The organism is Paraburkholderia sp. J94, assembly GCF_905220285.1.
In the GTDB taxonomy this organism is placed as follows: Bacteria; Pseudomonadota; Gammaproteobacteria; order Burkholderiales; family Burkholderiaceae; genus Paraburkholderia; species Paraburkholderia tropica_A.
Genome location: NZ_CAJMZH010000001.1, coordinates 136,782 through 162,746, shown reverse-complemented (window position 1 = coordinate 162,746; position 25,965 = coordinate 136,782). Strand labels below are relative to the sequence as shown.

General features: G+C 66.7%; 21 protein-coding genes. 13 read left to right on the top strand and 8 right to left on the bottom strand.

The genetic code is table 11. The features are described from left to right. Nucleotides 1-18 precede the first annotated feature (18 nt). On the bottom strand, nt 19-1,476 hold the full coding sequence (locus U4Y88_RS00705) for a M20 family metallopeptidase (RefSeq protein ID WP_415774375.1): 1,458 nt from the start codon (nt 1,474-1,476) through the stop codon (nt 19-21). A 186-nt stretch (nt 1,477-1,662) separates the two neighbouring features. Here U4Y88_RS00705 and U4Y88_RS00700 point away from each other — a divergent pair, with 186 nt between their 5' ends. Both U4Y88_RS00700 and U4Y88_RS00695 read left to right on the top strand, forming a co-directional pair. Further along, a complete protein-coding gene (locus U4Y88_RS00700) occupies nt 1,663-2,571 on the top strand; it encodes a LysR family transcriptional regulator (protein WP_321781581.1) in 909 nt (302 codons plus the stop codon). A 251-nt stretch (nt 2,572-2,822) separates the two neighbouring features. Then, nucleotides 2,823-4,658: a methyl-accepting chemotaxis protein gene (locus tag U4Y88_RS00695; RefSeq protein WP_321781580.1), complete on the top strand. Its 1,836-nt coding sequence runs from the start codon at nt 2,823-2,825 to the stop codon at nt 4,656-4,658. A 107-nt stretch (nt 4,659-4,765) separates the two neighbouring features. Here the strand turns inward: U4Y88_RS00695 and U4Y88_RS00690 are convergent, their stop codons facing one another. Further along, nucleotides 4,766-5,728, bottom strand: a complete 963-nt coding sequence (locus U4Y88_RS00690; protein WP_224011788.1) for a response regulator — start codon at nt 5,726-5,728, stop codon at nt 4,766-4,768. A 464-nt stretch (nt 5,729-6,192) separates the two neighbouring features. Here U4Y88_RS00690 and U4Y88_RS00685 point away from each other — a divergent pair, with 464 nt between their 5' ends. Further along, entirely contained in the window at nt 6,193-6,690 is a 498-nt protein-coding gene (locus U4Y88_RS00685; RefSeq protein WP_224011893.1) for an acyl-CoA thioesterase, read from the top strand. 21 nt (nt 6,691-6,711) lie between these two features. On the opposite strand, the gene U4Y88_RS00680 is transcribed toward U4Y88_RS00685, so the two are convergent. Both U4Y88_RS00680 and U4Y88_RS00675 read right to left on the bottom strand, forming a co-directional pair. Further along, nucleotides 6,712-8,166 carry a sensor histidine kinase gene (locus tag U4Y88_RS00680; RefSeq protein WP_224011787.1) on the bottom strand — a complete coding sequence of 485 codons (1,455 nt, stop codon included), beginning with the start codon at nt 8,164-8,166 and terminating at the stop codon, nt 6,712-6,714. A gap of 370 nt (nt 8,167-8,536) precedes the next feature. Then, entirely contained in the window at nt 8,537-9,529 is a 993-nt protein-coding gene (locus U4Y88_RS00675; RefSeq protein ID WP_321781579.1) for a GlxA family transcriptional regulator, read from the bottom strand. 193 nt (nt 9,530-9,722) lie between these two features. Between U4Y88_RS00675 and U4Y88_RS00670 the strand changes: the two genes are divergently transcribed. Continuing rightward, nucleotides 9,723-10,364 (top strand): HD domain-containing protein, encoded by a 642-nt coding sequence (locus U4Y88_RS00670; RefSeq protein WP_310631232.1) that lies wholly within the window; start codon nt 9,723-9,725, stop codon nt 10,362-10,364. 105 nt (nt 10,365-10,469) lie between these two features. Here U4Y88_RS00670 and U4Y88_RS00665 read toward each other — a convergent pair whose 3' ends face one another. Continuing rightward, nucleotides 10,470-11,780 (bottom strand): MFS transporter, encoded by a 1,311-nt coding sequence (locus U4Y88_RS00665; protein WP_321781578.1) that lies wholly within the window; start codon nt 11,778-11,780, stop codon nt 10,470-10,472. 152 nt (nt 11,781-11,932) lie between these two features. Here U4Y88_RS00665 and U4Y88_RS00660 point away from each other — a divergent pair, with 152 nt between their 5' ends. The 5 genes from U4Y88_RS00660 to U4Y88_RS00640 all read left to right on the top strand — a co-directional run bounded on the left by U4Y88_RS00660 (nt 11,933) and on the right by U4Y88_RS00640 (nt 17,974). Next, entirely contained in the window at nt 11,933-12,841 is a 909-nt protein-coding gene (locus tag U4Y88_RS00660; protein ID WP_321781577.1) for a LysR family transcriptional regulator, read from the top strand. 219 nt (nt 12,842-13,060) lie between these two features. Then, entirely contained in the window at nt 13,061-14,896 is a 1,836-nt protein-coding gene (locus U4Y88_RS00655; protein WP_321781576.1) for a diguanylate cyclase, read from the top strand. Between the two features lie 170 nt (nt 14,897-15,066). Beyond that, nucleotides 15,067-16,686, top strand: a complete 1,620-nt coding sequence (locus U4Y88_RS00650) for an EAL domain-containing protein (protein ID WP_321781575.1) — start codon at nt 15,067-15,069, stop codon at nt 16,684-16,686. 69 nt (nt 16,687-16,755) lie between these two features. Continuing rightward, nucleotides 16,756-17,376: an XRE family transcriptional regulator gene (locus tag U4Y88_RS00645; protein ID WP_321781574.1), complete on the top strand. Its 621-nt coding sequence runs from the start codon at nt 16,756-16,758 to the stop codon at nt 17,374-17,376. A gap of 49 nt (nt 17,377-17,425) precedes the next feature. Beyond that, a complete protein-coding gene (locus U4Y88_RS00640; protein WP_224011779.1) occupies nt 17,426-17,974 on the top strand; it encodes a GNAT family N-acetyltransferase in 549 nt (182 codons plus the stop codon). Here the strand turns inward: U4Y88_RS00640 and U4Y88_RS00635 are convergent. Then, entirely contained in the window at nt 17,929-18,573 is a 645-nt protein-coding gene (locus tag U4Y88_RS00635; protein ID WP_405045004.1) for a GNAT family N-acetyltransferase, read from the bottom strand. The genes U4Y88_RS00640 and U4Y88_RS00635 overlap by 46 nt on opposite strands. 209 nt (nt 18,574-18,782) lie before the next feature. Here U4Y88_RS00635 and U4Y88_RS00630 point away from each other — a divergent pair, with 209 nt between their 5' ends. Then, complete coding sequence (locus tag U4Y88_RS00630; RefSeq protein ID WP_321781573.1) at nt 18,783-19,259, top strand: OsmC family protein; 477 nt, start codon at nt 18,783-18,785, stop codon at nt 19,257-19,259. 28 nt (nt 19,260-19,287) lie between these two features. Here the strand turns inward: U4Y88_RS00630 and U4Y88_RS00625 are convergent, their stop codons facing one another. Then, nucleotides 19,288-20,187 (bottom strand): LysR family transcriptional regulator, encoded by a 900-nt coding sequence (locus U4Y88_RS00625; protein WP_321781572.1) that lies wholly within the window; start codon nt 20,185-20,187, stop codon nt 19,288-19,290. Between the two features lie 95 nt (nt 20,188-20,282). Here U4Y88_RS00625 and U4Y88_RS00620 point away from each other — a divergent pair, with 95 nt between their 5' ends. Both U4Y88_RS00620 and fabV read left to right on the top strand, forming a co-directional pair. Next, nucleotides 20,283-21,314, top strand: coding sequence for an NAD-dependent epimerase/dehydratase family protein (locus U4Y88_RS00620; RefSeq protein WP_321781571.1), 1,032 nt, complete (start codon nt 20,283-20,285; stop codon nt 21,312-21,314). Nucleotides 21,315-21,535: 221 nt separating this feature from the next. After that, nucleotides 21,536-22,735 (top strand): enoyl-ACP reductase FabV, encoded by a 1,200-nt coding sequence (gene fabV / locus U4Y88_RS00615; RefSeq protein WP_224011775.1) that lies wholly within the window; start codon nt 21,536-21,538, stop codon nt 22,733-22,735. Between the two features lie 78 nt (nt 22,736-22,813). On the opposite strand, the gene U4Y88_RS00610 is transcribed toward fabV, so the two are convergent. Then, nucleotides 22,814-24,556 carry an IlvD/Edd family dehydratase gene (locus U4Y88_RS00610; RefSeq protein ID WP_321781570.1) on the bottom strand — a complete coding sequence of 581 codons (1,743 nt, stop codon included), beginning with the start codon at nt 24,554-24,556 and terminating at the stop codon, nt 22,814-22,816. Between the two features lie 271 nt (nt 24,557-24,827). Between U4Y88_RS00610 and U4Y88_RS00605 the strand changes: the two genes are divergently transcribed. Continuing rightward, nucleotides 24,828-25,778, top strand: a complete 951-nt coding sequence (locus U4Y88_RS00605) for an ABC transporter substrate-binding protein (protein WP_405045010.1) — start codon at nt 24,828-24,830, stop codon at nt 25,776-25,778. Nucleotides 25,779-25,965 lie beyond the last annotated feature (187 nt).

Sequence of the window (25,965 nt, the reverse complement as noted above, 5' to 3'; positions counted from 1 at the left end):
CAAGAGTGACGATGACGGCTAGCGGGCGGCGCGGTTTTCAGCGCTCGCGGAACCTGACGCAAGACGCTTCGCATCCTCGCCGAGATCGAACCAGAGTCCCGCCATCACGGCGAGCGACTCGCGCGCGACGCTGCCGAGCAGATGCTCGTTCGGTGCGTGCTGCGCGCAGGCGGGATACGAATGCGGCACCCACAGCGTCGGCAGGCCGAGCGTTTCGGCGAACACGTCGTTCGGCACCGTGCCGCCCAGGTTCGGCAGCAGCGCGGGCTTCTTGCCCGTGCTCGCGCGCAGCGAATCGAGCGCCCAGTGCACCCAGGCGTCGTCGGGATCGAGGCGCGTGGCGGCCGCCGTCTGCGTCACGCGCACACGCACGTCGGCGAAACCGAGCCGTGCGAAATGCGCCTCCAGATGCTCGCCCACACGCCGGTAATCGGTGCCCACGACGAAGCGCAATTGGCAGGTCGCGTGCGCGCGCGGCGGAATCGCGTTGACGGGCGCATCGGGATTGCCGGACTTGAACGCGAGCACTTCGAGCGTGTTCCAGGCGATCACGCGTTCGGTGGGCGTGAGGCCCGGCTCGCCCCAGTCGGCGTCGACGGCGGGCGCGTTCTCGTCGCCGCCCAGTTCGATGTCGGCGAGCGCGGCGCGCACGCTCGCGGGCACGGGCGGCGGACGCAGACCCTCCACCGCGATCGCGCCCTGCCGGTCGACGAGGCTCGCGATCGCATGCGAGAGCACGATGGCGGGATTGCGCAGCGCGCCGCCCCAGTTGCCCGAATGATGCGCGCCCTCGCGCAGATCGATCAGGAGTTCGAAGGTTACGCCGCCGCGCGAGCCGAGGAAGATCGTCGGGCGCTGCGCGCTCACGCGCGGACCATCGGAGGCGATGAAGACATCCGCGGCCAGCGCGTCGCGCTCGGCGGCGCAGACTTCATCGAGACCCGGCGAACCGATCTCCTCGCCGGTCTCGAAGATCACTTTCACGTTGTAGCCGAGCTTGCCCTCGCGCGCCGCGAGCACCGCCGCGAGCGCCGCGAAGTTGACCGAATGCTGGCCCTTGTTGTCGGCGCAGCCGCGTCCGTACCAGCGGTCGTCCTCGACGCTCACGCGCCACGGCGCGAGGCCCGCGCGCCACTGGTCGTCGTAGCCGCGCACCACGTCGCCGTGACCGTAGGTCAGCACGGTCGGCAGCGCCGGATCTTCGATGCGTTCAGCGATCAGAAACGGCGCGCGCGCGTTCACCGGATTCGCGGCGAGGCGGCTCGTGAAGCCCAGTTGCGCGAGCGCGGGCGCGATCTCGTCGCTCAGATAGGCGCGCTGCGCGTCGGCCTGCGCGGGATTCTGGCTTTCGGTGCGAAACGCCACGCGGCGTTCGAGGTCGCGCAGGAAGTCGCCGCTATCGAAGTGATGCAGCGCGGCGTCGATGGCCTGCTGGCGTTGCACGGCGTTCCTGTCCACATTGACGTTGGCGTTCACGAAGTCTCCTTTCATTTCGGCGATGCGAATTTTTCGATGGGTTTGCGATTCGAATTCGCTGCGATTGCGATGCTGCGGAATGGAAACCAGTCTAGGAACGCCAAAAATTCGCAACAATTTCAAATTTTGCGGATAGCATTGCCGAAAAGGCAACGCACAACGATTCCATCCCCGGAGAGTGTCCTCATGCTGCACGGCATCGCCCTGCGCTATTTCGTCGAAGTGGCGCGCACCGGCTCGCTCGCCGCCGCCTCGCAGACGCTGCACGTGGCCGTCTCGGCCATCAGCCGCCAGATCGCCAAGCTCGAAGAGGACGTCGGCACGCCGCTGTTCGAGCGCATGCCGCGCGGCATGGTGCTCACGGAATCGGGCGAACGGCTCGCCGCGCACGCGCGCCGCGCGCTGCTCGAAGGCGACGCCGTGCTCGCCGACATTGCCGCCGCCAAGGCGCTCGGACGCGGCATCGTGCGCGTCGGCTGCACCGAGGGCTTCACGCGCTCGTTCCTTCCTAGCGCGCTCGCGCGCCATCACGCGGCCGTGCCGCACGTGCATTTCATGCTGCGCGCGGGCACGCCCGCGCAGGTCGAGCACTGGGTCGCGGCGGGCGAAGTCGATCTCGGCCTCGCGTTTTCGGGCGGCGATCCGGCGAAAGTGCACGTGGAATACACCGCGCGCGCGAGCGTCTGCGCGCTGCTCAATCCGGCGCATCCGCTCGCGCAGCGCGCGTCGCTCACGCTCGCGGACCTGCGCGGCTATCCGGTCGCGCTGCTCGAACGCGGCAACACCGCGCGCCAGTTGCTCGACGAATGCTGCGCGCGCCAGGGCGTCCAGCTTGAGCCGATCCTCACGAGCAACAATTCGAGCGCGCTGCATGCGTTCGCCGCGCTCGCGAACGCCATCACGCTCGGCAGCCGCCTCTCGCTCGCGGGCCTCCAGCATCTCGCCGACGACCTCGCGCTGGTCGCGCGCCCCATCGACGAACCCGAGCTGAGCCAGCGCAGCCTCTGCATCACGACGATGCGCGACCGGCGCCTGTCGTCGGCGATCGAAAGCGTGTTGAAAGCGCTGATCGAGGCGATCGAAGCCGCGTCCTGAAAGTCACGCGGCGGAGCGTCAGCCCTGAAATCCGCGCCTATCCAGACGATCGCAAACGATTTGCGAAATGTCATGCGCCGCGCATCGCGCGCCTTCAGTTCCCCTCGCCCGCGCCGATAAACAGGTCGGGAAGGCGGCCATGCATCGCCTTTTCGCCATGAACCGGGCTGCCCCGCGACGCGCGCGCGTCGCGACGGCCCGCCAAGGAACGGGGACCGCTCCATCTGGAGCCGCACGGGAATCAGGAAAACGTGAAGCGACTATCGTTGAATCAGAAGGCGTGGAGCATCGTCGCGCTGTTGTGGATCGCACTCATCGTCATGGTCGTGGTCAACGCGATCATGACGCGCACCGGGATGCTCGACGACCGCAAGGCGTCGCTCGCGCAGCAGACGCAGACCGCGCTCGGCACGGTCACTTACTTCCAGAAGGAAGCGGCGGCGGGCCATCTGTCCGTCGACGAGGCCAAGCGCCAGGCCATCGGCGCGCTGCGCGTCATGCGCTACGGCGCGGACCAGAGCGGCTACTTCGGCATCTACGACAGCTCGGTGCTCGCGCTGCTCGTGCCGCCCAAGCCCGAACTCGAAGGCAAGAGCCAGGCGAACATGACCGATCCGAATGGCACGCCCGTGGCGTCGGAGATCGTCAAAAGCTCGTCGCCGGGCGGCAATCACTTCAGCACCTATGTCTGGCCCAAGCCCGGCCACGACAAGCCGGTCGGCAAGATCACCTATGCGGATCTCGTGCCGGACTGGGACTGGCACGTGTTCACGGGCATCTACGTCGACGATATCGACGACGCCTTCTACGGCTCGCTGCTGCGCAATCTCGCGCTCGTGATGCTGATCGGCGCGGCGCTCACGCTCGGCATGTTCTGGCTGATCCGCAGCATCCGCGCGAGCCTCGGCGGCGAGCCCGATTATGCGGCCGATATCTGCGAGCGCATCGCCTCGGGCGATCTCACGGCGCGCGTGCAGGTCGCGAGCGGCGACGAACGCAGCCTGCTGCATGCGATGAGCCAGATGCAGCATCAGCTCGTCGATACGGTGCAGCGCATTCAGACTTCGGCGGAATCGATCACGACGGGCGCGCAGCAGATCGCCGCGGGCAATCTCGATCTCTCGTCGCGCACCGAGGAGCAGGCCGCTTCGCTTCAGGAAACGGCTGCCAGCATGGAGCAGCTCACGACCACGGTGAAGCACAACACCGACAACGCGCGCCAGGGCAACACGCTCGCCGTGAACGCGTCGGACGTGGCCGCGCGCGGCGGCGACGTGGTGCGCCGCGTGGTGCAGACCATGCACGATATTTCGGAGACGTCGAAGCGTGTCGAGCAGATCATCGGCGTGATCGACGGCATCGCGTTCCAGACCAATATTCTCGCGCTCAATGCGGCCGTGGAAGCGGCGCGCGCGGGCGAACAGGGACGCGGCTTCGCCGTGGTCGCGGGCGAGGTGCGCACGCTCGCGCAACGCAGCGCGGGCGCGGCGAAGGAAATCAAGGAGCTGATCGGGCAATCGGTCGCGCAGGTCGTGGAAGGTTCGAAGCTCGTCGACGAAGCGGGTTCGACGATCGACGAAGTGGTCCAGCAGGCGCGCCGCGTGGCCGATCTGATGGGCGAGATCGCGGCGGCTTCCGAGGAACAGCACACGGGCATCGAGCAGGTGAACCGCGCCGTCTCGCAGATGGACGAAGTCACGCAGCAGAACGCGGCGCTGGTGGAAGAAGCGTCGGCGGCGGCGCAGTCGATGGCCGCGCAGTCGAATGGCTTGCGCGATGTGGTGGCGGTGTTCCGCATCGGTTCGCAGACGGCGATGCAGACGAACACCCATACGACCGCGCAAGCATCGACGCAATCCGCGCGCCGTACAACGCGCGCCGTGCAAGCGGTTCGCAGCGCGCCTGTTGCCGCGAAATCCACGCAAGCGACGCAAGCGCTTCCATCTGCGCAAGCCGCGAAATCGAACGAGGTTCTGAAGCGTCCGAATCTCGCGGCGAAAGCGAAAAGCGAAGGCGCGCCGAAGCCCGCAATGCCCTCGCCCGCCGTCGCATCCGCGGGCAGCGATGAGGACTGGGAAACGTTTTAATCCGCGCCCGACGGCTTCGCGCCGTCACCGCAAAACGCCATGAAAAAAGGCGCACGCCGTGAAGCGTGCGCCTTTTTTATCGTCCGCATGAACGCGCGTTTAATTCATCACGCTTCGCGCCGTGTACGCAGCCATTGCGCGAACGTCACGCACTCCTGCGCGAGTTCGACGCCTTCGATGCGCGTCCAGCTATAGTGCGCGTCGGGCGCGCCTGGCAGCACCTGCGGCTCGGCGAATTCCACGCGCGCCATGCCCGGGCGATACGCTTCGTTCGGCCAGAACACCGGCATGATGCGCCGCCCTTCCATCTCCTCGCGCAGCGCCGAAGGACCGCCTTCGTCGGTCACCACGTCGCATTGCGCGTCCCAGTCGTGCGCGTCCCACGCGAGAAAGACGCCGGGGTTGCCCGACGCGTCGAACGTGAGCACGGCGTTCTGCTCGGGCCGCCAATAATATTCGACGAGCCGCTCGCGCTGCGCCAGCGCATGCAAGGCGTCGTTGGTGCGGCGGTCGGCGTAGATCGCGCCCACGCCGTGCACGCCGATATGCCCGCGCCCCGCGCAATGCTTCTGCTGCGCGTTGGCGAGCGCATGCGCGAGCTTGCGCGTCATGCCCGGGTCGGACTTCTTCAGATAGAAGTGAATGAGGCCCGCGTTGAAGGCGTCCACGGCATGCGATTCGTCGGCGGTGCCGGTCAGCAGAATGCGCGTGCAGTTCGTGTCCTTCACCGAAGCGAGGAATTCGAGGCCGTCCTGGCCCGGCATGTCGTAATCGACCACGATGGCCGCGACTTCCTCGAAACGCGCGGCGTCGGCGAGCGCGTCCTGACCGAGCGCGTTGCCGCCTTTCTTTTCGAATTCCGACCACGCCTCGCCCGACATCGGGCTATGCGCCGCGCCGCCCGCGCCGCGCTGTTCGATGAACGCACGCGCTTCCTGCTGCGAGGTGAAGAAATGATGCGTGGGCAGGTTCGGAAAGAGGCCGCGCAGTGCGTTGAGAAAATCCGCACTGTCGTCGAGAAAGACCACGGATACGGGATAAAAAACCGGCTGTCTGACGATGGAACTCATGTTTTTGCCTCGGTGAACGCGCCGTCTTGCGCCGCGCCTTCACGTCTCGTGCGCTATGAACAGATGCGATGGCGGCAGGAGCCTCGCTCCGCATGGCGATTCGCGCCCCGCGTTGCCCCCGACGATACGGCAAGCTGCCGCCGCCCGGTGATTATGGGGCCTTGCGGGCGCACTCGGCAACCATTCGCCCACGCGTTCGCCCATTCGCCAGGCATGAACGCGACAGTCCCGGTTCGCCGCTCGACGCGATTCACTTCGCATCCGTGCGCATGCAAGCCGGCATCAAACGTTTGCGCGCCCCGCCGCGCCGCATGAATTCGCGCAAAGCGTCGAGGCCGGCCTCAAGTATGTGAGCGATGCGGTATTGGCTGCCCGTGAACGCGCACAGAATTGGGGGCATGTCTTCAAACATCGAAGGCATGCGAGGCCGCCGCCAGCGGCCATTCCGATCTGGAGTCAATCGCATGAATGCACGTGAATCGATCCCCGCAGTTCTTTCCCGTGGCGCCAACGGATTTTCCAACGAGATCATGGAGGCGACGCCGAGCAAGACCTTCCATCACGTCATCGACATTTATCTCAAGGACTCGAATGCCTTCATGAACACCTATTTCGCCCGCTATTTCGAGTGGCAGGGCATTTGCCGCGAGCGCTGGTTCCACGAGTGCATCCATAACAATCTGCTCGCGGCGGGCGGCGTCTTCGTGACGAAGCGCGCGCATCAGGAATATGTGCAAGAGACGTTTCCGTTTCAGCGCGTCGATTGCTACATGAACACTTTCCAGGTGCGCCAGTGCTCGGCCTATCTCGTGTTTCGTTTTTGCGTCGACGGTCGGCCCGTTTCGCTCGGCTACCAGCAGATTCTCTTTGCCGGCACCGACAAGCGGATCCGCCGTTTCCCGCCGGGCATCATCGAGCGCGTCAAGGAGTATGAACTCGTCCTGCCGACCAGCGCGAACTGAACACCGAACGTCCGTTAGCGTTCAGCCCGTGTGATCCTGCCCCGCCGTGCGGCGGGGCTTCCCCGGCGCGTCGTGCAGCGCGCGGTCCGCCGGGGAGCCCGGCTCGGGCAGTTGCAGCGTGAAGAGGGTGGCCACGCCCGGCACCGACTCGCAGACGATCGTGCCGCCCAGCGCATCGGCCACGCGGCGGCAGAACGCGAGCCCCATGCCCGCGCCCTTGCCATGCGATTTGGTCGAATAGAACGGCTCGAAGATATGCGGCAGCACGTCGGGCGCGATGCCCGGCCCGCTGTCCGTGAAGCGCAGCACGCAATAGCCGTTCTCGCTCGCCGCGCCGATCTCCACGCGCCCGCCGCCGCCCGCATGAATCGCGTAGATCGCGTTCTTCAGCAGGTTGAACAGCACGAACACGACGAGCGAATCGGAGCCCGAAAAACACAGCTGCGGATCGATGGCATCGACACGCACCATCTCGCGCTCGCCGGGCCGGAACGGAAAGCGTTCGAGCGCGGCATTCACGCACGAGCGGATCGGAAAGGCCTCGAAGCTGCGGCGGTCGAGCCGGTCGAGCGTGAACGATGCGAGCGACATCTCCACGACGGTGCTGGTGCTGTCGACCTGGCGGCGAATCGAAGTGGCGAGCGAGGAGAGCCGTTCCGATTGCCCCGGATACAGGCCATCGACGCAAAGCTGGTGCTGCACCGCGAGCTGATAGCCGCGCATGAGTTCGGGCAGCACATTGCCGATCTCCTCCGCGTGCATGCCGATGGCCGCGAGCGGCGTCGCCACTTCGTGCGCCACGGTGGCGGCGAGCAGATACGGCCGCATCAGCCCGTAACGCACGATGGTGACGGCGAGGATGCCGAGGCTCACGGCGATGAACACGGCGCCGACCGGATAGAACGCGACGCCGTAATTGACCGCGTAATCGGTGGCGGCGGCGCCGTAGAGCCCGAGGCTTACCAGGCAGAGATCGAGCAGCTTGCGGCGGTCGCGCGCCTCGGTCTGTCGGCGCGCCGCGAGCAGCAGCCAGCCGCTGCGCAAGGCGAGCAGCACCGTCTGCGCGACGTGCACCGGATGCAGCAGGCCCGCGTGCGGATACTTGCCGAAGAAGAAGCTGCCGTAGCCCGCCACGACTTCGTCGCTGACCACGAGCAGCATCGCGAGCAGCACGCTGAGCCCATACGACGCGACCAGCAGCGGCCGCTCGCTGCGCCGCCCGCTCACTTCGATCACGAAGTGATAGAACGTGGTGGGCAGGAACAGGATGAAGAGATAGCCGAACTTGACCAGCGCGTCCGCGAGGTCGGGGTCCGAGGTCTGGAACAGGAATGCCCACGTGCCTTGCCAGACGAAGGTGGTCGCGCACATCGATGCGAACGGCACCGAGAGCCGCGTGACGCCTTCCGTCAGCAGTACGTACACGCCGAATCCGAGAAACAACGCGGACACGAACGCGGGCAAGATCGAGTACATAAAATGTCGCGTGGGTTTTTGTTTTTGCTGAACAGCGCGCGGCACGCACACATCGCGCATCGTTTCCTGCGCAACCTCCGCGCCCGCTTCTGGTGCATTCTCGTGTTGCACGCGACGGCGCGCGCGGTTTGACGCTACGGTTTGACGCTGTGGTTCGACGCTGAAACCACTGGCCGCGTCTCCCGTTGACGGGATGTCCCCGTGCGGCCGTTTCTGCTTCGCTGCTTTGCTGCCTGTTCCGACCGGAAAGCCGCTTGTCGATGCGCCTTGCATCAGCCGATGCACCGGGCCGTTCGAACCCCGCGATTATCGCCGGGATCGACGCTTTCTGTCTGAAATATTGCCGCCAATGCCGCGCTTCATGCACGTTTCATGCGCGACGGGTCGCATCCGCCGATCCATCGCCGTCACCCGCGAAGCGTCGGCGATATTCGGCAGGCGTCACGCCCACGTGCTTGAGAAACGCGCGGCGCAGCGTGTCGGCGTTCGCGAAGCCGCAGCGCGCGGCCACGCGCTTGGGCGCCTCGCCGTGCGTGTCGAGCAACGCGCGCGCCGCGTCGACGCGCGCTGCCTCCACCCACGCGGCGGGCGTCACGCCCACTTCGGCCTGAAAGAGCCGCGCGAAATGCCGTGGGCTCAGCCCCACGCGCGCGGCCAGTTCCGGCACGCGATGCGGCAGTTCGGGATTCGCCGCCACCCAGCGCTGCAATTCCTGTAGCGCCGAGCGGCCCGAAGGACGCGTCTCGCCCTTGCGGCTGAATTGCAGCTGGCCGCCGGGCCGCTTGAAGAACATCACCAGTTGGCTCGCCACACGCATGGCGATCTCGCGTCCGAGGTCCTCCTCGACGAGCGCCAGGGCGAGATCGAGCCCCGCCGTCACGCCCGCCGCCGTACGCAGCTTGCCGTCGCGCACGTAGAGCGAATCGGGTTCGATGATCACGCCAGGACACGCCTGCTCGAGCGCGTCCACCGACGCCCAGTGCGTGGTCAGCCGGCGCGCGTCGAGCAGGCCACTCGCCGCCAGCGCGAACGCGCCCGTGCAAACCGAGCCGAAGCGCCGCGAACGCGCCGCCGTGGCGCGCAGCCAGTCGCGCACACGCGGCGCAAGCTGCTGCGTGGCGGCGTCGGGCGCACCGGCCACGAGCAAGGTGTCGATGCGTTCCGTGGTCTGTCCCGCCACGGCGTCGGGCAACAGACGCGCGCCCGACGAACTGCGGATCGGGCCCGCGCGGCACGCGATCACGCGCAGATCGTAGAACGCGCGGCCCGATTCGGTATTGGCCTGTGCGAAGACGTCGAGCGGCCCGCTGACGTCGAGCAGCTGCACGCCGGGCAGCGCGAGAATGGCGACGATTTTCGGCATGAGGGTCGGATTCCGGGGAGAAAAACCGCGCGGCTGAATCGCGCGTTTTACGTCAATTTCAGCCATTTTCCTGCGCGGCTCACGCTATGTCCTGATTACGCGCGAAATGGCAGAAATCGACGTACTCAGTCGATTCTGGACAATGCTAGCACAGCCCAGAATAGCGTCCATACCCACCCGACGGAGTCCCGCCATGAGCCTCGAACTCGCAGACGTTGCCATCCCCGACAGCCAGCTTGCGCGCGAAATCACCGAATTCGTGCGCGATACCGAATCGCCCTTGCTGTTCAACCATTCGAGCCGCGTCTATTACTTCGGCGCGCTCGCGGGCCTCAAGCGCGGCCTGAAGTTCGACCGCGAACTGCTCTATGCGGGCGCGATGTTCCATGACGTCGGCCTGATGCCTACGCACAGCAGCGCGCACGAGCGCTTCGAGGTGGATGGCGCGAACGCCGCGCGCGAGTTCCTGCGCGCGCGCGGCATCGCGCAACAGGACATCGACCTCGTGTGGACCTCGATCGCGCTTCACACTACGCCTGGTATTCCTCAGCATATGCATCCCGTGATCGCGCTGGTGACGGCGGGCGTGGAGATGGACGTGCTCGGCCTCACGTATCACGAGTACAGCCATACGGAGCGCGACGCCGTCGTGCACGCGCATCCGCGCACGCCGCATTTCAAGGAAGACATCATCCAGACCTTCTACGACGGCATCAAGCACAAGCCCGATACGACCTTCGGCAACGTGAAGGCCGATGTGATCGCCGATAAAGACCCGCATTTCCACGCGGGCAACTTTTGCAGCGTGATTCGCCGTTCGGCGTGGGGCGCGTGAATTTCGCGTCCCTATCGTGCGTTTTTCACGCGATCGACGCCCGAAATGAAAAAGGCGCGCAGCCGGTTTGACCGGTTGCGCGCCTGCTTGCATCGAATATCCGCGTCAGATCTTCACGCGCACACCCGCCTGCTTGCGGGCGATCACGAAGCCCAGCGCGCCGCACACCGCCAGCATCGCGAACGCAAAGCCCGCCACGGAAGGCCACTGGCCCTTCTGCCAGAACCAGCCGCCCCACGAGCCCAGCACGCTCGACCCCAGATAGTAGGCCAGCAGATACAGCGAAGTGGCGTGGCCCTTCGCGCCATCCGCGAGTTGCCCGACCCAGCCGCTCGCGACCGAATGCGTCGTGAAGAAACCCACGGTGAGCACGACGATGCCGATCACCACCAGCGCCAGCGCGCTCGACAGCGTGAGCGCGAGCCCGATGGCCGCCACGATCACGCCGCCGATCAGCACCGGCGCGCGGCCGCAGCGGTCCGCGAGCGCGCCCGCCGCCGACGCCGCCACGATGCCTGCGAAATACGCGCAGAAGATCATGCCGGTTTGCGTCGCGCTCAGGTCGAACGGCGGCGCGAGCAGACGAAAACCCGCGTAGTTGTAGACCGTCACGAACACGCCCATCGCGAGGCAGCCGGTCGCGAACACGGCAGGCAGCGTCGAGGCCGACAAATGCTTGCGCCAGAGCGCGACGTGATGCGCGGGGCTCAAATCGGTGCGTCGCACGAAGTTACGCGACGCGGGCAGCAGCACGAAGAACGCCAGCGCGGCGGCCACGTCGATCACGCCGATCGTCAGCATGGCCGTGCGCCACGACAGATGCTCCGCGAGCCAGCTCATGCCCACGCGCCCCACCATGCCGCCGAACGCGGTGCCGCCCACGTACAGCCCCATCGCGAGCCCGAGTCCGCCTGCCGATATTTCCTCGGCGAGATAGGCCATCGCGACCGCGGGCACGCCGCCGAGCGCGAAGCCTTCGAGCGCGCGCGCCACCAGAATGCCGTGCCACGCGGGCTCGAACGCGGCGGCCACGTTGAACAGCGCGGCCAGCGTCATCGAACCGAAGATCAGCCCGCGCCGCCCGACGCGCTCCGACAACGCGCCCGCGCAGAGAATCGAAATCGCGAGCAGGCCGGTCGACAGCGAAAGCGCGAGCGAGCTTTGCGCCGCGCCGATGTGGAATTCGCTCGCGAACACGGGCAGCAGCGGCTGCACGCAATAGAGCAGCGAAAACGTCGCGAAACCGGCGAGAAACAGCGCGAGGCTGATGCGCCGGTACGCGGGCGAGCCGGGATCGACGCCGGTGCGGCTCGCGGGCGACGAAACGGCGGATGAGGAAGACTGTGAAGCGGAAGACTGTGAAGCGGGCGCGACGGCCGAAACGCGGCGCGGTGCGGCGGGATGCTGGGTGCTCATGATGACGAAGCCTCGCGGCGATCTGCAATGACGAGGCAAATTGTCCCGCTCGTTCGTTATACTGTCCAATATATGGAACTGGCTAGTGCGATATGTTTTAGCACTGGCCCTTCACGCGTACACCGCGCATATCGTCCCTCACCACGCCGCTCATGGAACTTCGTCATCTGCGCTATTTCATGGCGGTCGCCGCCGAACGCAATTTCACGCGCGCCGCCGAAAAACTCGGCATCGGCCAGCCGCCGCTGAGCCAGCAGATCAAGAGCCTCGAACGCGAACTGGGCGTCGAGCTGTTCGTGCGCACGCCGCAAGGCGCCACGCTCACGCACGCGGGCGAGGCCTTTCTCGTCGAAGCGCGCCGCGTGCTCGACGACGCCGCGCGCGCCGCCCAGGCCGCGCAACGCGCGGCGCGCGGCGAATCGGGACAGATCCGCATCGGCTTCACCGGCTCGGCGGCGTTCAATCCGCTCGTGCCCACGCTGATCCAGCGCTACACGCAGCGCTATCCCGACGTCCAGCTCACGCTCGACGAAGCCAATACGCCGATGCTGGTGCAAGGCCTCGCCGAAGGCCGCCACGACGCCGTGTTCTTCCGCCCCGGCCGCACGAGCCTGAGCGATGCGAGCGCGCTCGCGGGCATCGCGGTGCATCGCCTGCCCGACGAGCCGATGAAGATCGTGCTGCCCTCCGCGCATCCGCTGGCCGCGCGGAGGCGTCTGCCGCTCGCCGCGCTCGCGAACGAATCTTTCGTGCTGGTGCCCGGCCCGGCCGGCATCACGCTGCACGAGGAAATCGTGCGCGCCTGCGCCGAAGCGGGTTTCAGTCCGCGCCTCGCGCAGCCCGCGCCGCAGATCGCCTCGGTCGTGAATCTGGTGGCGGCGGGGCTCGGCGTGTCGATCGTGCCCGCCGCCATCGCCCAGGTGCAGGTCAAGGGCGTGCGCTATCTCGACATCACCGGCGTGCGGATGAGCGCGAAGCTCTCGCTCGGCTGGCGCGAGGGCGACCCCTCGGCCACGCTCCGGCAGTTCGTGGCGCTGGCGCGGCACGCCGAGCGGCACTGAACGGCGCGCTTCAGGGACGCGCCGCGAGCGCGTCACGCATCGGACGCCGCGCCGCCACCCGATGCTATGCTTGACCCCGGCAATCCGGCAGGAAAGCAGCGAACAGGCAACAAACAAGCGGCAAGCAAGCGACAAGCAAGCGGGCGGACGGGCAAGACACGCAGCACGCATTCGCAACGTCCGCCGCGCACGGGCACATCTCCGAAGGGGCCGGGCACGATGCAGCGCAGCGCGCAGGACACGGCAAACCGCAAGCCGGTCCGCTCACTCTCCAGCATGATCATGAAGCGGCCGCATCTCGTGGTCACGCTCTGCTTCGGCGTGGCGATGCTGCTCGTGGCGCTCGTCGGCCTGCGCCAGCTTTACAACATGACGCGCTACGACCTGCAAAGCCGTCTGCGCGATCTCCAGGTGCGCGCCGTGGGCGTCGACGCGCTGATCGAAGCCGAGCGCCGCCGCCTCTCCTTCCTGCGCAATTACGCCGAGCACGTGCTCGCCGCCGATGCCGATCAGCGCGCGAACATCCAGGACCCCGCCGTGCAGCGCGCGCTGCAAATCAGCGCGCAAACCGCGTGGCAGACCAGCGGCGAACTGAACGGGCCGCCCGTGTTCGGCACCAATGCCGCGACGCTCGTCGGCCTCGAAGGTTTTCATCGCGACGATGCCGACTTGCCCGGCGACATCGCGCTCGCCCGCGCGCTCAGTCCGCTCGTGGAAATCAGCCAGCACGCCGACGCCGTGCAGAGCACCGTCGCCTTCATTTCGACCAACGGCGTATTCGTGATCGCGCCCGAGCAGCACAACTGGAGCGTGCCCGATCTGCTGCACCGCTTCAGCGCGATGAACTACTATCGCGGCCAGCTGCCCGACCGCAATCCGTCGCGCGACGTGCTCTGGACACCCGTTTACACGGGCCTGCAAAAAGGCGAGGCGATCTCCACGCTGAGCGCGCCCGTCTATCTGAACGACCGCTTTCGCGGCGCGGTGGTGATGGACATCACGCAGTCGCGCCTGCTGTCCTTGCAGCTCGCAACGGCCGATCCCGGCGAAGCCGACAACCTCGCCGCGCCGGTTGAGTTCGGCCTCCTGAACAATAACGGCAGCGTGGTCTACTTCCGCAACGGCATGCTCGCCGAAGAGCGTCCGCACCGCTTCAGCCTCGCGCTGCTGCAAGTGGCGCGCGATTCGGTCGATGGCTGGATGCGGCGCGGCTCGGGCTATGTCGAGCGGCGCGGCGATTACCTGCTGTATCAGCGCATCGGCCAGACGCACTGGCTGCTGATGGCCGCCACCAACGACCGCGAACTCACGCTCGCCGCCGCGCGCCGCGTGTTCAGCAGTCCGCTGATCGCCGCCTGGGCCGTGCTGGTTTTGCTGCTCGTCGGCACGCTCTTTATCGTCAAGAATATCTTCGGCAATTACGTGGAGGCCAGCGGGCGGCTCGAAGCGCTCGCGCGCAGCGACCCGCTCACGGGCCTCGCGAATCGGCGGCGCTTTCAGGACGCCTTCGACGAAGCGGTCGAACGCGCGCAGCGCGCCGACGATGCGAACCACGCGGCCCACGCGAGCGCAGAGAACACAGAAAACGACGCCGACGCGCCGCGCGAGAACGGCACGCTCGCCGTGCTGATGATCGACATCGACTACTTCAAGCGCGTGAACGACCGCTACGGCCACGCGGCTGGCGACGTCGTGCTCACGCTGCTCGCGCAGATGCTGCGCGCCAACCTGCGCAGCGTGGACGTGCCCGCGCGTCTCGGCGGCGAGGAGTTCGCCGCGCTGCTGCCTGGCGCCGATCTCGCGACCGCCAGCGCCGTGGCCGAACGCGTGCGCCTCGCGGTCGAACTGCACGCGCAGCACCTCGCCGGTCCCGCGAGCGCGGCGCATCCCGAGGCGATTCCGTTCACGGTGTCGATCGGCGTGGCGGTGTGTCCCGCCGACGGCCCCACGAACTACGAAGCCGTCCTGCAGGTCGCCGACCGTCGCCTCTACGTCGCGAAGGAAAGCGGCCGCAACCGCGTCGTGGTCGCCGATCCGCAGACGCTTGGCGCGTAGTGGAACAAGCTGTGGCACATCGTGCCGCGATCCGTGCCGCAAAAAACGCGCCGCGCGCTGTTATCCACGCTTTCATGCGCAACGAATCGCCGCCGCGCAGCGCCGCATCGGCGCGCGGCGAAAACCGCTAACATCGGGCGCAACGCTTCACCCTCGCGCCCGCTCCCCGCATGAAACGACGCCTGACCGCGCTGACGATGTTCTGTCTCGTGGCGCTTGCCCTCTCGGCAACGCTCGCGGCGGTGACGTATGCGGCCGATGCCGTGGTCGAGCACAATCAGCGGCAGCGGGTCGACGAGTATTCGCGCCGCGCGCTCATGCGCGCCGAAGTCGTCACCGACGAAGCGGTCTCCGCGTTGCGTGCGCTCGCGAGCTTCGACGGCACGCCCTGCACGCCCGCGCATCGGCAGGCGCTGCAGCAGACCGAGGAACAACATCGCTACATCCGCAACGTGGCCTGGACCGACGGCCAGTCGATCCGCTGCTCGTCGCAGTACGGCGACGCCGTGCGCGCCCTGCCGTCATCGGAATGGAGCTACGGCGCGGGCTTCACCGCCTGGCACTCGGAAATCGGCAAACGCGGCAACGAGCAGCGCATGCTGAACATCCGGCTCGGCGAACATGTCGTGGTGATCGATCCGCGCTTCTATCTCGACATCGTGCCGCTCGACGACACCATCGAACTCGCGCTGCTCGAATCGAGCGACGGCACGATCGTCGCGCGCTGGCCGCGTACCAATGCGCAACTGATGCAGGCCGCGCTCACGCGCGACGACGCCGAGCCCTTCTTCGAAAACCGCTATTACGTGGTCGAGCACTCGCACCGCTATCCGATTTCGGTGATCGCCTACGAGCCCGCCGACCGCATGCGCCCCAACGTGTTCGCGCAGCTGAAACTGCTCGCTGCCCCCGCGCTACTCGCGAGCGCGTTCCTGACGTGGCTCGCGCTGCGCTGGCGGCGCAAGCTGCGCACGCCGCGCAGCGCGCTGCTCGAAGGCATCCGGCGGCGGCAGTTCGCGGCGTGGCTGCAACCGATCGTCGATCTGCAAAGCGGGCGCTGCGTGGGCGCGGAGGCGCTGGTGCGCTGGACGCTCGAAGACGGCACCGTGATCGCGCCCGACACCTTCATTCCGATGGCCGAATCGCTCGGCCTGATCCAGCCGATCACCGACCGCGTGATCGAGTCGGTGTTCGAGGGCGCGGGCACGTTGCTCGCGCGCCGCCGCGATCTGCATGTCTCGATCAACGTCACGCGCGACGATCTGATGTCGTCGCGCGCGCTGCAATCGCTGCAAAGCGGCTTCGCGAAGCACGACGTGCGCCGCGAGCAGATCTGGTTCGAATGCATCGAGCGCGCGTTGATCGACGCGAGCGAGGCCGCGCCCGTGCTGCAGCGTTATCGCGACGCGGGCCACAAGGTGCTGATCGACGATTTCGGCACCGGCTATTCGAGCCTCTCGTACTTGCAGGATCTGCCCGTGGACGGTATCAAGATCGACAAGGCCTTCGTCAACGCGCTCGCGACCGGCGCGGAAGTGAACGCGATCGTGCCGCACATCATCGGCATCGCGCACGAACTCGGGCTGATGATGATCGCCGAGGGCGTCGAGGTCGAGCAGCAGGCCGAGTACCTGTGCGAGCGCGGCGTGCAGTACGCGCAGGGCTGGCTCTATGCGAAGGCCATGCCCGCCGCCGACTTCGTGCGCTGGGTCGAGTCGGCGCAAGGCGAGGCCGCCGCCCGCCGCGCGGATGCCGACACGGACACCGCGCACGCAGCGCCCGGCGCGTAAATCCCTTCGTCGCGCCCCTTTTCCAGCATATTGACCGCCAATTCCAACTTAGTGGATAATGCGTCCACTATGCTAGAACCCAGCCCGTCCGCAGCCGCCGACGACACCTCGGCCGACACCGGCATCAACGAACGCATCGCCCAGCGCGTGCGCGAATTGCGCGCCGCGCGCGCCCTCACGCTCGAAGCGCTGGCCACGCGCAGCGGCGTGAGCCGCTCGATGATCTCGATGATCGAGCGCGGCTCGGCCAGCCCCACGGCGGTCGTGCTGGAAAAGCTCGCGGCGGGCCTGGGCGTGTCGATGGCAAGCCTGTTCGGCGGCGCGAGCGAATCCGCGCCCGCCGAACCGCTCGCGCGGCGCGACGCCCAGGTCCAATGGCGCGACCCGCAGTCGGGCTACACGCGGCGCAGCCTGTCGCCGCCGAACTGGCCCTCGCCGATTCAGCTCGTCGAAGTGGACTTTCCGCCCGGCGCGCGCGTGGCCTACGAAGCCGGCAGCCGCGAGCCGTTCTATCACCAGCAGGTCTGGGTGATCGAAGGCCGCCTGAATGTCGAACTCGGCGGCCAGCTGCACGCGCTCGAAACGGGCGACTGCCTCGCGATGCGTCGCGATCAGCCGCTGATTTTCAGCAATCCGGCTTCGCAGCCCGCGCACTACATCGTCGCCATTTGCGACGCGCGCAGCAGTTGAAGCGGCGCGGCGCTCGCCGAATTCTCATCATGTTTGTATAGGAATCCCTATGAATACCGAATCGCAGCGCGACCGCGCGACGTTCATCGAATGCACCGAGGCCGAACACGCCGCCGCCATTCTCGAAATCCTGAACGACGCCATCGTCAATTCGACCGCGCTCTACGACTACAAGCCGCGCGCGCCCGAGGCCATGCGCACGTGGTTCGAAGTCAAGCGCGCGAACGGCTTTCCCGTGGTGGGCGCGGTGGACGAAACGGGCAAGCTGCTCGGCTTCGCGAGCTGGGGCGCGTTCCGCCCGTTTCCGGCCAACAAGTACACGGTCGAGCACAGCGTCTATGTGCATCGCGACGCGCGCGGCTTCGGGCTCGGCGAGCGCCTGCTGCGCGAACTGATCCGCCGCGCGCAGGAGAAGGAACTGCACGTGCTCGTGGGCTGCATCGACGCCACGAATGCCGCGAGCATCGCGCTGCATACGCGGCTCGGTTTCACGCACGCGGGCACGATCAAGGAAGTCGGCTTCAAGTTCGGCCGCTGGCTCGACGCGGCGTTCTACCAGCTCAATCTGGCGACGCCTGCGCAGCCCGTCGACGGCTGAATGCCGGGCCTCGCCGCTGCGAACGGCAGGTTCGCGGCGGCGGGTTTGCTGAGTATCGCGCTGTCGTAGCCACGGCCCGCGAAGCGCACCACGTCGACGAGACTGAAGCCTTGCGCGCGGTAGAACGCAATCAGGCCGGCGGCGGGAAACGGCGTGTCGAGCGCGAGTTGCGTGCAGCCGCGCGCGGCGGCCCAATGCGAGGCGAACGCCAGCAGCGCGCGGCCAATGCCCCGGCTTTGCCACGTCGGCTCGATGCCGAACTGATGGACCGAGGCCACGCCGCGCGCGCGGTACTGCTCGCAGGGCGAGTCGCCGTCGCGGCCCTCGATCGTCAGCGTGCCGACGATGCGGCCGCTGCACACCGCCACGAAACACTCGCCCGCCAGCGCGCGCGAACGCGTGGCTCCCGCCGCTTGATCCGCGCACGCGCAATGCAAGCCGACCGACGCGAGCCGCGCGAACGCACGATGCAGCAACTGCGTGAGATGCTCCCACGAATCGCGCTGCGGATCGAAGCGGCGCAGCACCAGACGGCCCATGCCGGGCGGCGTGCAGACGATCCGTTCGTCGTGTCGTTGCGGGGCGCGGCGTGTCGACATGGCTTCTCCTGTCGTTATCCTGAGCCGAAGTCTAGGGTCGCCGCGGCCTTGCCTCAAGAAAAAATCCTGTAAAAATCGTGACGATTCGTGTGAATACGGTGTGATTTTTTTCGCGCTTTATAATTCGTCATCCGAATTAAATAACGCAATGAGAAACTAAATAGACATCAATGAGACAATAGCGCCAACCGACCACACGGAGAACGACGATGGCGCACGGCGAACACACGTACAAGGTGAAAGTCCACTGGACCGGCAATCGCGGCAGCGGCACGTCGGGCTATCGCGACTATGACCGCGACCACCTGATCGAAGCGGCGGGCAAGCCCGCGATCCCCGGCTCGGCCGATCCCGCGTTTCGCGGCGACGCCGCGCGCTGGAATCCCGAAGACCTGCTCGTGGCTTCGGCGAGCGCCTGTCACAAGCTCTGGTACCTGCATCTGTGCGCCGACGCGGGCATCGCCGTGCTCGATTACGCGGACGACGCGCAAGGCACGATGATCGACACCGCGCAGGAAGGCCGCTTCAAGGAAATCGTGCTGCATCCGCGCGTGACGATTCGCGCCGGCGACGACCGTGCGCTCGCCGAGCATCTGCATCACACGGCACATGAGAAGTGCTATATCGCCAACTCGGTCAATTTTCCGATTCGCTGCGAGCCGGTGATCGAGCAGGCGAGCGCGTAAGTCCCGCGTAAGTCCCGTGTAAGTCCCTTCACGCACGCGCGCTCGCGAGATACGCCTCCAGCCCGCTCGCGAGTGCGTCGAACACTGCCTTGCAGCGTCGATTGCCGCGCAGGTCCTCGTGCATCGTGATCCAGACGGGCAGGCGCAGCGCGAACGCGCGCGGCAGCACGCGCACGAGCGAGGCGTCGCGCCGCGCGAGACCGACCTGGCACGCGCCAATGCCGCAACCGGCGCGGATCATCGCGAACTGCGCCACGTCGCTGTCGCTGCGCAGCGCGAACGCCTCGCGCTTCCAGAACGGCCACTTGCGCGTGGCCTCGCGCACGAAGGGCGTGACCGTGTCATAGCCGATCAGCGCGAACTGCGGGAGATCGGCGAGCGTGCGCGGCGTGCCGTTGGCGTCGAGATAATCGGCGCGCGCGTGCAGCCCCACTTCCGTTTCGCCGATACGCCGCGCGATCAGCATCTCCTGCTGCGGCTGCGTCATGCGCACGGCGATATCGGCTTCGCGCTGCAACAGGTCCTGCACGCGGTTGGTCGCGGCCAGTTCCACCACCAGCTCCGGATGCGCACGCCGCAATTGCGCGAGCACGGGCGGCAGCACCTCGACGCTCACCACTTCACTCGCCGAGACGCGCACCACGCCGCGCATGCCGTCGCCCTGCCCGGCCGCCGCGCGTTCGAGCGCGGCCGCTGTGGAGCGCATCGCTTCGGCGTGGCCGCGCAACGCGCGCGCCGCTTCGGTCGGCAAAAAGCCCGTGGGCGAGCGCGTGAACAGCGGCTGGCCGAACGCTTCTTCGAGCGCGGCCACGTGCCGTCCCGCCGTGGGCTGCGTGATGCCGAGCGCGCGCGCCGCGCCCGAGAGCGAGCCCTCGGTGAGCACCGCGAGAAAGGTCCGGTAGAGTTCCCAGTTCAGATTCGAGGCCATACATAAATGTATAGCCGATCGACTGTCTTCGGCAATTTTTTATGAGCACCGATCCGCGCAGAATGCAGCCATCGCATCCCCAACGGAGAACGGCAATGGCGGCAATTCCTGACACGACACGCACCGCACTGGTGCTCGGCGCGAGCGGCGGCATCGGCGGCGAGGTCGCGCGGCAGCTGCGCGACGCGGGCTGGCACGTGCGCGCGCTCAAGCGCAGCCTCGGCGGCACGAGCAGTACGCACGGCAAGAACGGCACCCGCCACGAGGGCGGCATCGAATGGCTGCAAGGCGACGCGCTCGACCGCGAGGCCGTCCTGCGCGCGGCGCGCGGCTGCGCGGTGATCGTCCACGCGGTGAATCCGCCCGGCTACAAGCGCTGGGCCGAAGTCGTGCTGCCGATGATCGACAACACGCTCGCCGCCGCCCAGGCCGGGCGCGCCACGGTCGTGCTGCCCGGCACGGTCTACAACTTCGGGCCGGAGACGCTGCCGCTCGTCGGCGAGGACGCGCCGCAGCAGCCGCGCACCCGCAAGGGCGCGATCCGCGTGGAGCTGGAGCGGCGCATCGAGGCCGCCACGGCGCACGGCGCGCGCGCGATCATCGTGCGGGCGGGCGATTTTTTCGGTCCGCGCGTCGGCAATAGCTGGCTCGCGCAGGGCTTCGTGCAGCCCGGACGGCCCGTGAGCACGGTGCGCGAGCCGGGGCGGCCGGGCGTCGGCCACACGTGGGCTTACGTGCCCGACGTGGCGCGCACGATGATCGAACTGATCGAAAAACGCGCCGAACTCGCGCCGTTCGCCCGCTTTCACATGAAAGGCCACTGGGACGCCGACGGCACGCAGATGGCCGCCGCGCTCTGCCGCGTCGCGCAGCGGCACGGCCTCGCGGCGCGCCGCAAGCCGTTCGCGTGGCCGCTGGTCGGGGTCGGCGCGCTGTTTTCGACGACGCTGCGCGAGCTGCTGGAAATGCGCTATCTTTGGCGCGAGGCGCTCGAACTCGACAACGCGCGCCTCGTGCGCACGCTCGGCCGCGAGCCGCACACGCCGCTGGACGCGGCCGTGGAGGCGTCGCTGGCCGGTCTGGGCTGTCTGGGCGCGCCGGTTGCGGCGCTGGCGGCGGGACACTGACGCGCGAGACCGCTTTCCGGCATGTTTCAGCCGGTTCCGGCACGCTTTTGCACGCCCTGACACGCTTTCGCGCGGCCCCGGCGCGCAAGCACCGGAAAGCCCGCGAAAGCGCCGGAAAGCCCCGGCGCGCCCCAAAACACCCCTCGCGCGCGCCGCACGGCGCTGGCTCGCGTACAATGCGCCCCGTCCCTGCAAGTACCTGAGATAGACGGAGAAGTCTGATGATTATCGAACCACGCGTTCGCGGCTTTATTTGCGTGACGGCACATCCCGCCGGTTGCGCAGCCAACGTGGCCCAGCAAATCGAATATGTCAAAGCGAACGGCGCCATCGCCAACGGCCCGAAGCGCGTGCTCGTGATCGGCGCGTCGACGGGCTACGGCCTCGCCGCGCGCATCTCGGCGGCGTTCGGCAGCGGCGCGGCCACGCTCGGCGTCTGCTTCGAGCGCGCCGGCAGCGAAACGCGCCCCGCCACGGCCGGCTGGTACAACACCGCCGCCTTCGAGCAGGCCGCCGCGCAACAGGGCCTGTACGCCACGTCGATCAACGGCGACGCGTTTTCCACCGCCGTGAAGGACGTCACGATCGAAACGATCAAGCGCGATCTCGGCCAGGTCGATCTCGTCGTCTACAGCCTCGCTGCGCCGCGCCGCACGCACCCGGTCACGGGCGCGGTGCACGCTTCGACGCTCAAGCCGGTCGGCAAGACGCTGCAGATGCGCGGCATCGACACCGACAAGGAAGTCGTCAAGGAAACCGTGCTCGAAGCCGCCACGCAGGCGGAAATCGACGGCACCGTGGCCGTGATGGGCGGCGAGGACTGGCAGATGTGGATCGACGCGCTGCTCGACGCGGGCGTGCTCGCCCCGGGCGCGAAGACCACGGCGTTCACGTACCTCGGCGCGGAAATCACGCACGACATCTACTGGAACGGTTCGATCGGCGCGGCCAAGAAGGATCTCGACCAGAAGGTGCTGGGCATGCGCGAGAAGCTCGCGGCGCATGGCGGCGGCGACGCGCGCGTGAGCGTGCTCAAGGCCGTGGTCACGCAGGCCAGCTCGGCGATTCCCATCATGCCGCTCTATCTCTCGCTGCTGTTCCGCGCGATGAAGGCAAACGGCTCGCACGAAGGCTGCATCGAGCAGGTCTACGGTCTGTACAAGGACTCGCTCTACAACGCCGCGCCCGTGCTCGACGACGAAGGCCGTCTGCGCGCCGACTACAAGGAACTCGCGCCCGAAATCCAGGCGCAGGTGAAAGCCGCCTGGGACCAGGTGAGCGCGGAAAATCTCTACGAGATCACCGATTTCGCCGGCTACAAGGCCGAGTTCCTGCGTCTGTTCGGCTTCGGTATCGAAGGCGTGGATTACGCCGCCGACGTCAACCCCGACGTCGCGATTCCGGGCATCCAGCAGCTTTAATCCGCCGGATTGAAGCTCGCTGCGCGCGGCGCGTCATGCGCCGCGCGCAGCGTCGCTAAATGCGCGCTCAACGCGCGCTCAATGCGAATGCCGGGGCACGTCCGCGCCCCGGCAACCCACCAGAAAGTCGAAATCGCAGCCTTCGTCGGCTTGCAGCACGTGCTCGACGTAAAGCTTGCGATAACCGCTGCCGTCGGCGGGCAAGGGCTGTTGCGCCGCGCGCCACGCTTCGAGCCGCGCGTTTATTTCGGCATCCGTAATATCGATGCGCAGCGTGCCGCGCTCGCAATCGAGTTCGATCCAGTCGCCGTTCTGCACGATCGCCAGCGGCCCGCCCGCGCGCGCTTCCGGCGCGACGTGCAGCACCACCGTGCCGTAAGCCGTGCCGCTCATGCGCGCGTCCGAGACGCGCACCATGTCGGTCACGCCCTGCGCGAGCAGCTTCGGCGGCAAGCCCATGTTGCCGACTTCGGCCATGCCCGGATACCCCTTCGGTCCGCAGTTCTTCATCACGAGCACCGAGTCGGCGGTCACGTCGAGATCGGGGTCGGCGATGCGCGCCTTGTAGTCGTCGAAGTTCTCGAACACCACCGCGCGGCCGCGATGTTTGAGCAGCTTCGCCGTCGCGGCCGACGGCTTGAGCACCGCGCCGTTCGGCGCGAGATTGCCGCGCAGCACGCACAGGCCGCCGTCGTGCACGAGCGGCTCGCCGATCGGGCGGATCACTTCGTCGTTGAAATTGGGCGCGTCGCGCACGTTCTCCCACAGCGTCTTGCCGTTGGCCGTGAGCGCGTCCGGATGCGGCAGCAGCTTCGCTTCGCCCAGACGTCTCAGCACCGCAGGCAAGCCGCCCGCGTAATAAAACTCTTCCATCAGGAAGCGGCCCGACGGCTGCAGATCGACGATGGTCGGCGTGCCGCGCCCGATGCGGGTCCAGTCGTCGAGTTCGAGCGGCACGCCGATGCGCCCCGCGATCGCTTTCAAATGAATCGCCGCATTGGTCGAGCCGCCAATCGCCGCGTTCGTGCGAATCGCATTCTCGAACGCCGCGCGCGTGAGCAGCTTCGAGAGCCGCAAGTCCTCGAACACCATTTCGACGATTCGGATTCCTGACATCTGTGCGAGCACGTAGCGCCGCGCGTCCACGGCCGGAATCGCCGCGTTATGCGGCAGCGACACGCCGAGCGCTTCGGCCATGCAGGCCATCGTCGACGCGGTGCCCATCGTGTTGCAGGTGCCCGCCGAACGCGACATGTTCGCTTCCGCCGACATGAAATCGTGCAGCGAAATCTTGCCCGCCTTCACCTGCTCGCTCAATTGCCACACCACCGTGCCCGAGCCGATGTCGCGCCCTTGATGCTTGCCGTTGAGCATCGGCCCGCCCGTCACGACGATGGCGGGCACATCGCAACTCGCCGCGCCCATCAGCAGCGCGGGCGTGGTTTTATCGCAGCCCACCAGCAGCACGACCGCATCGACGGGATTGCCGCGTATCGCTTCTTCGACATCCATCGACGCGAGATTGCGCGTGAACATCGCCGTGGGCCGCAAATTCGATTCGCCATTCGAAAACACGGGAAATTCGACGGGAAATCCGCCCGCTTCATACACGCCGCGCTTCACGTGTTCCGCGAGTTTTCGAAAATGCGCATTACAGGGCGTAAGCTCCGACCACGTATTGCAAATGCCGATAATCGGCTTGCCCGCGAACTCGTGATCCGGTATTCCTTGGTTCTTCATCCAGCTTCGATACATGAAGCCGTTCTTGTCCGTGGTGCCGAACCACGCGGCCGAGCGCAGGCGCGTCTTGCGAGTGTTCATGGCGTGACCCACTTAGTGAGAAAGTCCCATAAATAGCATGACTATATAACTCGGGAGGATCGGGAAAACGCTAATAAAAACCGCAAATGGCGTCGCATATAGTTTGGCTATTCAAATTGCAGGCGAACGGCTGCCGGTCTCCAACCGGCGGCGTGGGATGGCGCGAACATACTCGTGACACTGTCCGGCCGTGATGGACGCGGGTGTAGCGCCATGAATTAAAAAACTACAGAGCTACACATCGGAGACACGCATGAAATTCGCTACACGCATGGTGAGCGGGCTCGTCGCAGCAGCGGCGGCTTTCTCGATGGCTGCGGGCGTCGCCCACGCCGAAGATAAACAGATTACGCTCGGTTTCGCGCAGGTCGGCGCCGAAAGCGCCTGGCGTACAGCCAACACGGTATCAGTGAAGGCGGCCGCCAAGGACGCCGGCATCAACCTCAAGTTCTCGGACGCCCAGCAAAAGCAGGAAAACCAGATCAAGGCGATCCGCTCGTATATCGCGCAGAAAGTCGATGTGATCGCATTCTCGCCGGTGGTCGAATCGGGCTGGGAGCCGGTGCTCCAGGAAGCCAAGCGCGCCAAGATTCCGGTCATCCTCACCGACCGCAATATCGACGTGAAAGACCAGTCGCTCTACGTGACGATGATCGGCTCGGACTTCCTCGAAGAAGGCCGCCGCGCGGGCAAATGGCTCGAAGATCATTACAAGAGCAATCCCGGCCCGATCAATATCGTCGAGTTGCAAGGCACGGTGGGTTCCGCGCCCGCCAACGACCGTCACGCCGGTCTGATCGAAGTGATCAAGAACGATCCGAAGTTCAAGATCATCGCGTCGCAAAGCGGCGACTTCACGCTCGCGGGCGGCAAGCAGGTCATGGAAGCCTTCGCCAAGACGTATGGCAACAAGATCAACGTGGTCTACGCGCATAACGACGACATGGCGCTCGGCGCCATCCAGGCCATGGAGGAAGCGGGCATGAAGCCGGGCAAGGACGTGAGCGTGGTCTCGTTCGACGCGACCAAGGGCGGCTTCGAGGCGATGATCGCCGGCAAGATGAACGTCGACGTGGAATGCAGCCCGCTGCTCGGGCCGCAACTGATGACGGCAGTGAAGGATGTCGTGGCGGGCAAGCAGCTGCCCAAGCGCATCGTCACGAACGAAACGGTGTTCCCGATGGACGTCGCCGCGCAGGTTCTCCCGTCGCGCAAGTACTGAAATCGCAAACGCTTTGAAGCAGGGTTGAAGCAGGTTTGAAGCGCAGCAGGCTGTACCAGGTAGCAAGCGATCATTGAGCGCGGAAGTTACGCGCCCGGCGCGCGTCACGTGCATGGCGTGATGCGCGCCAGGATTTTTTCGGCGCCTGTTTAACGCATTGTTCGACGCATTATTCGGTTCGCCGCCC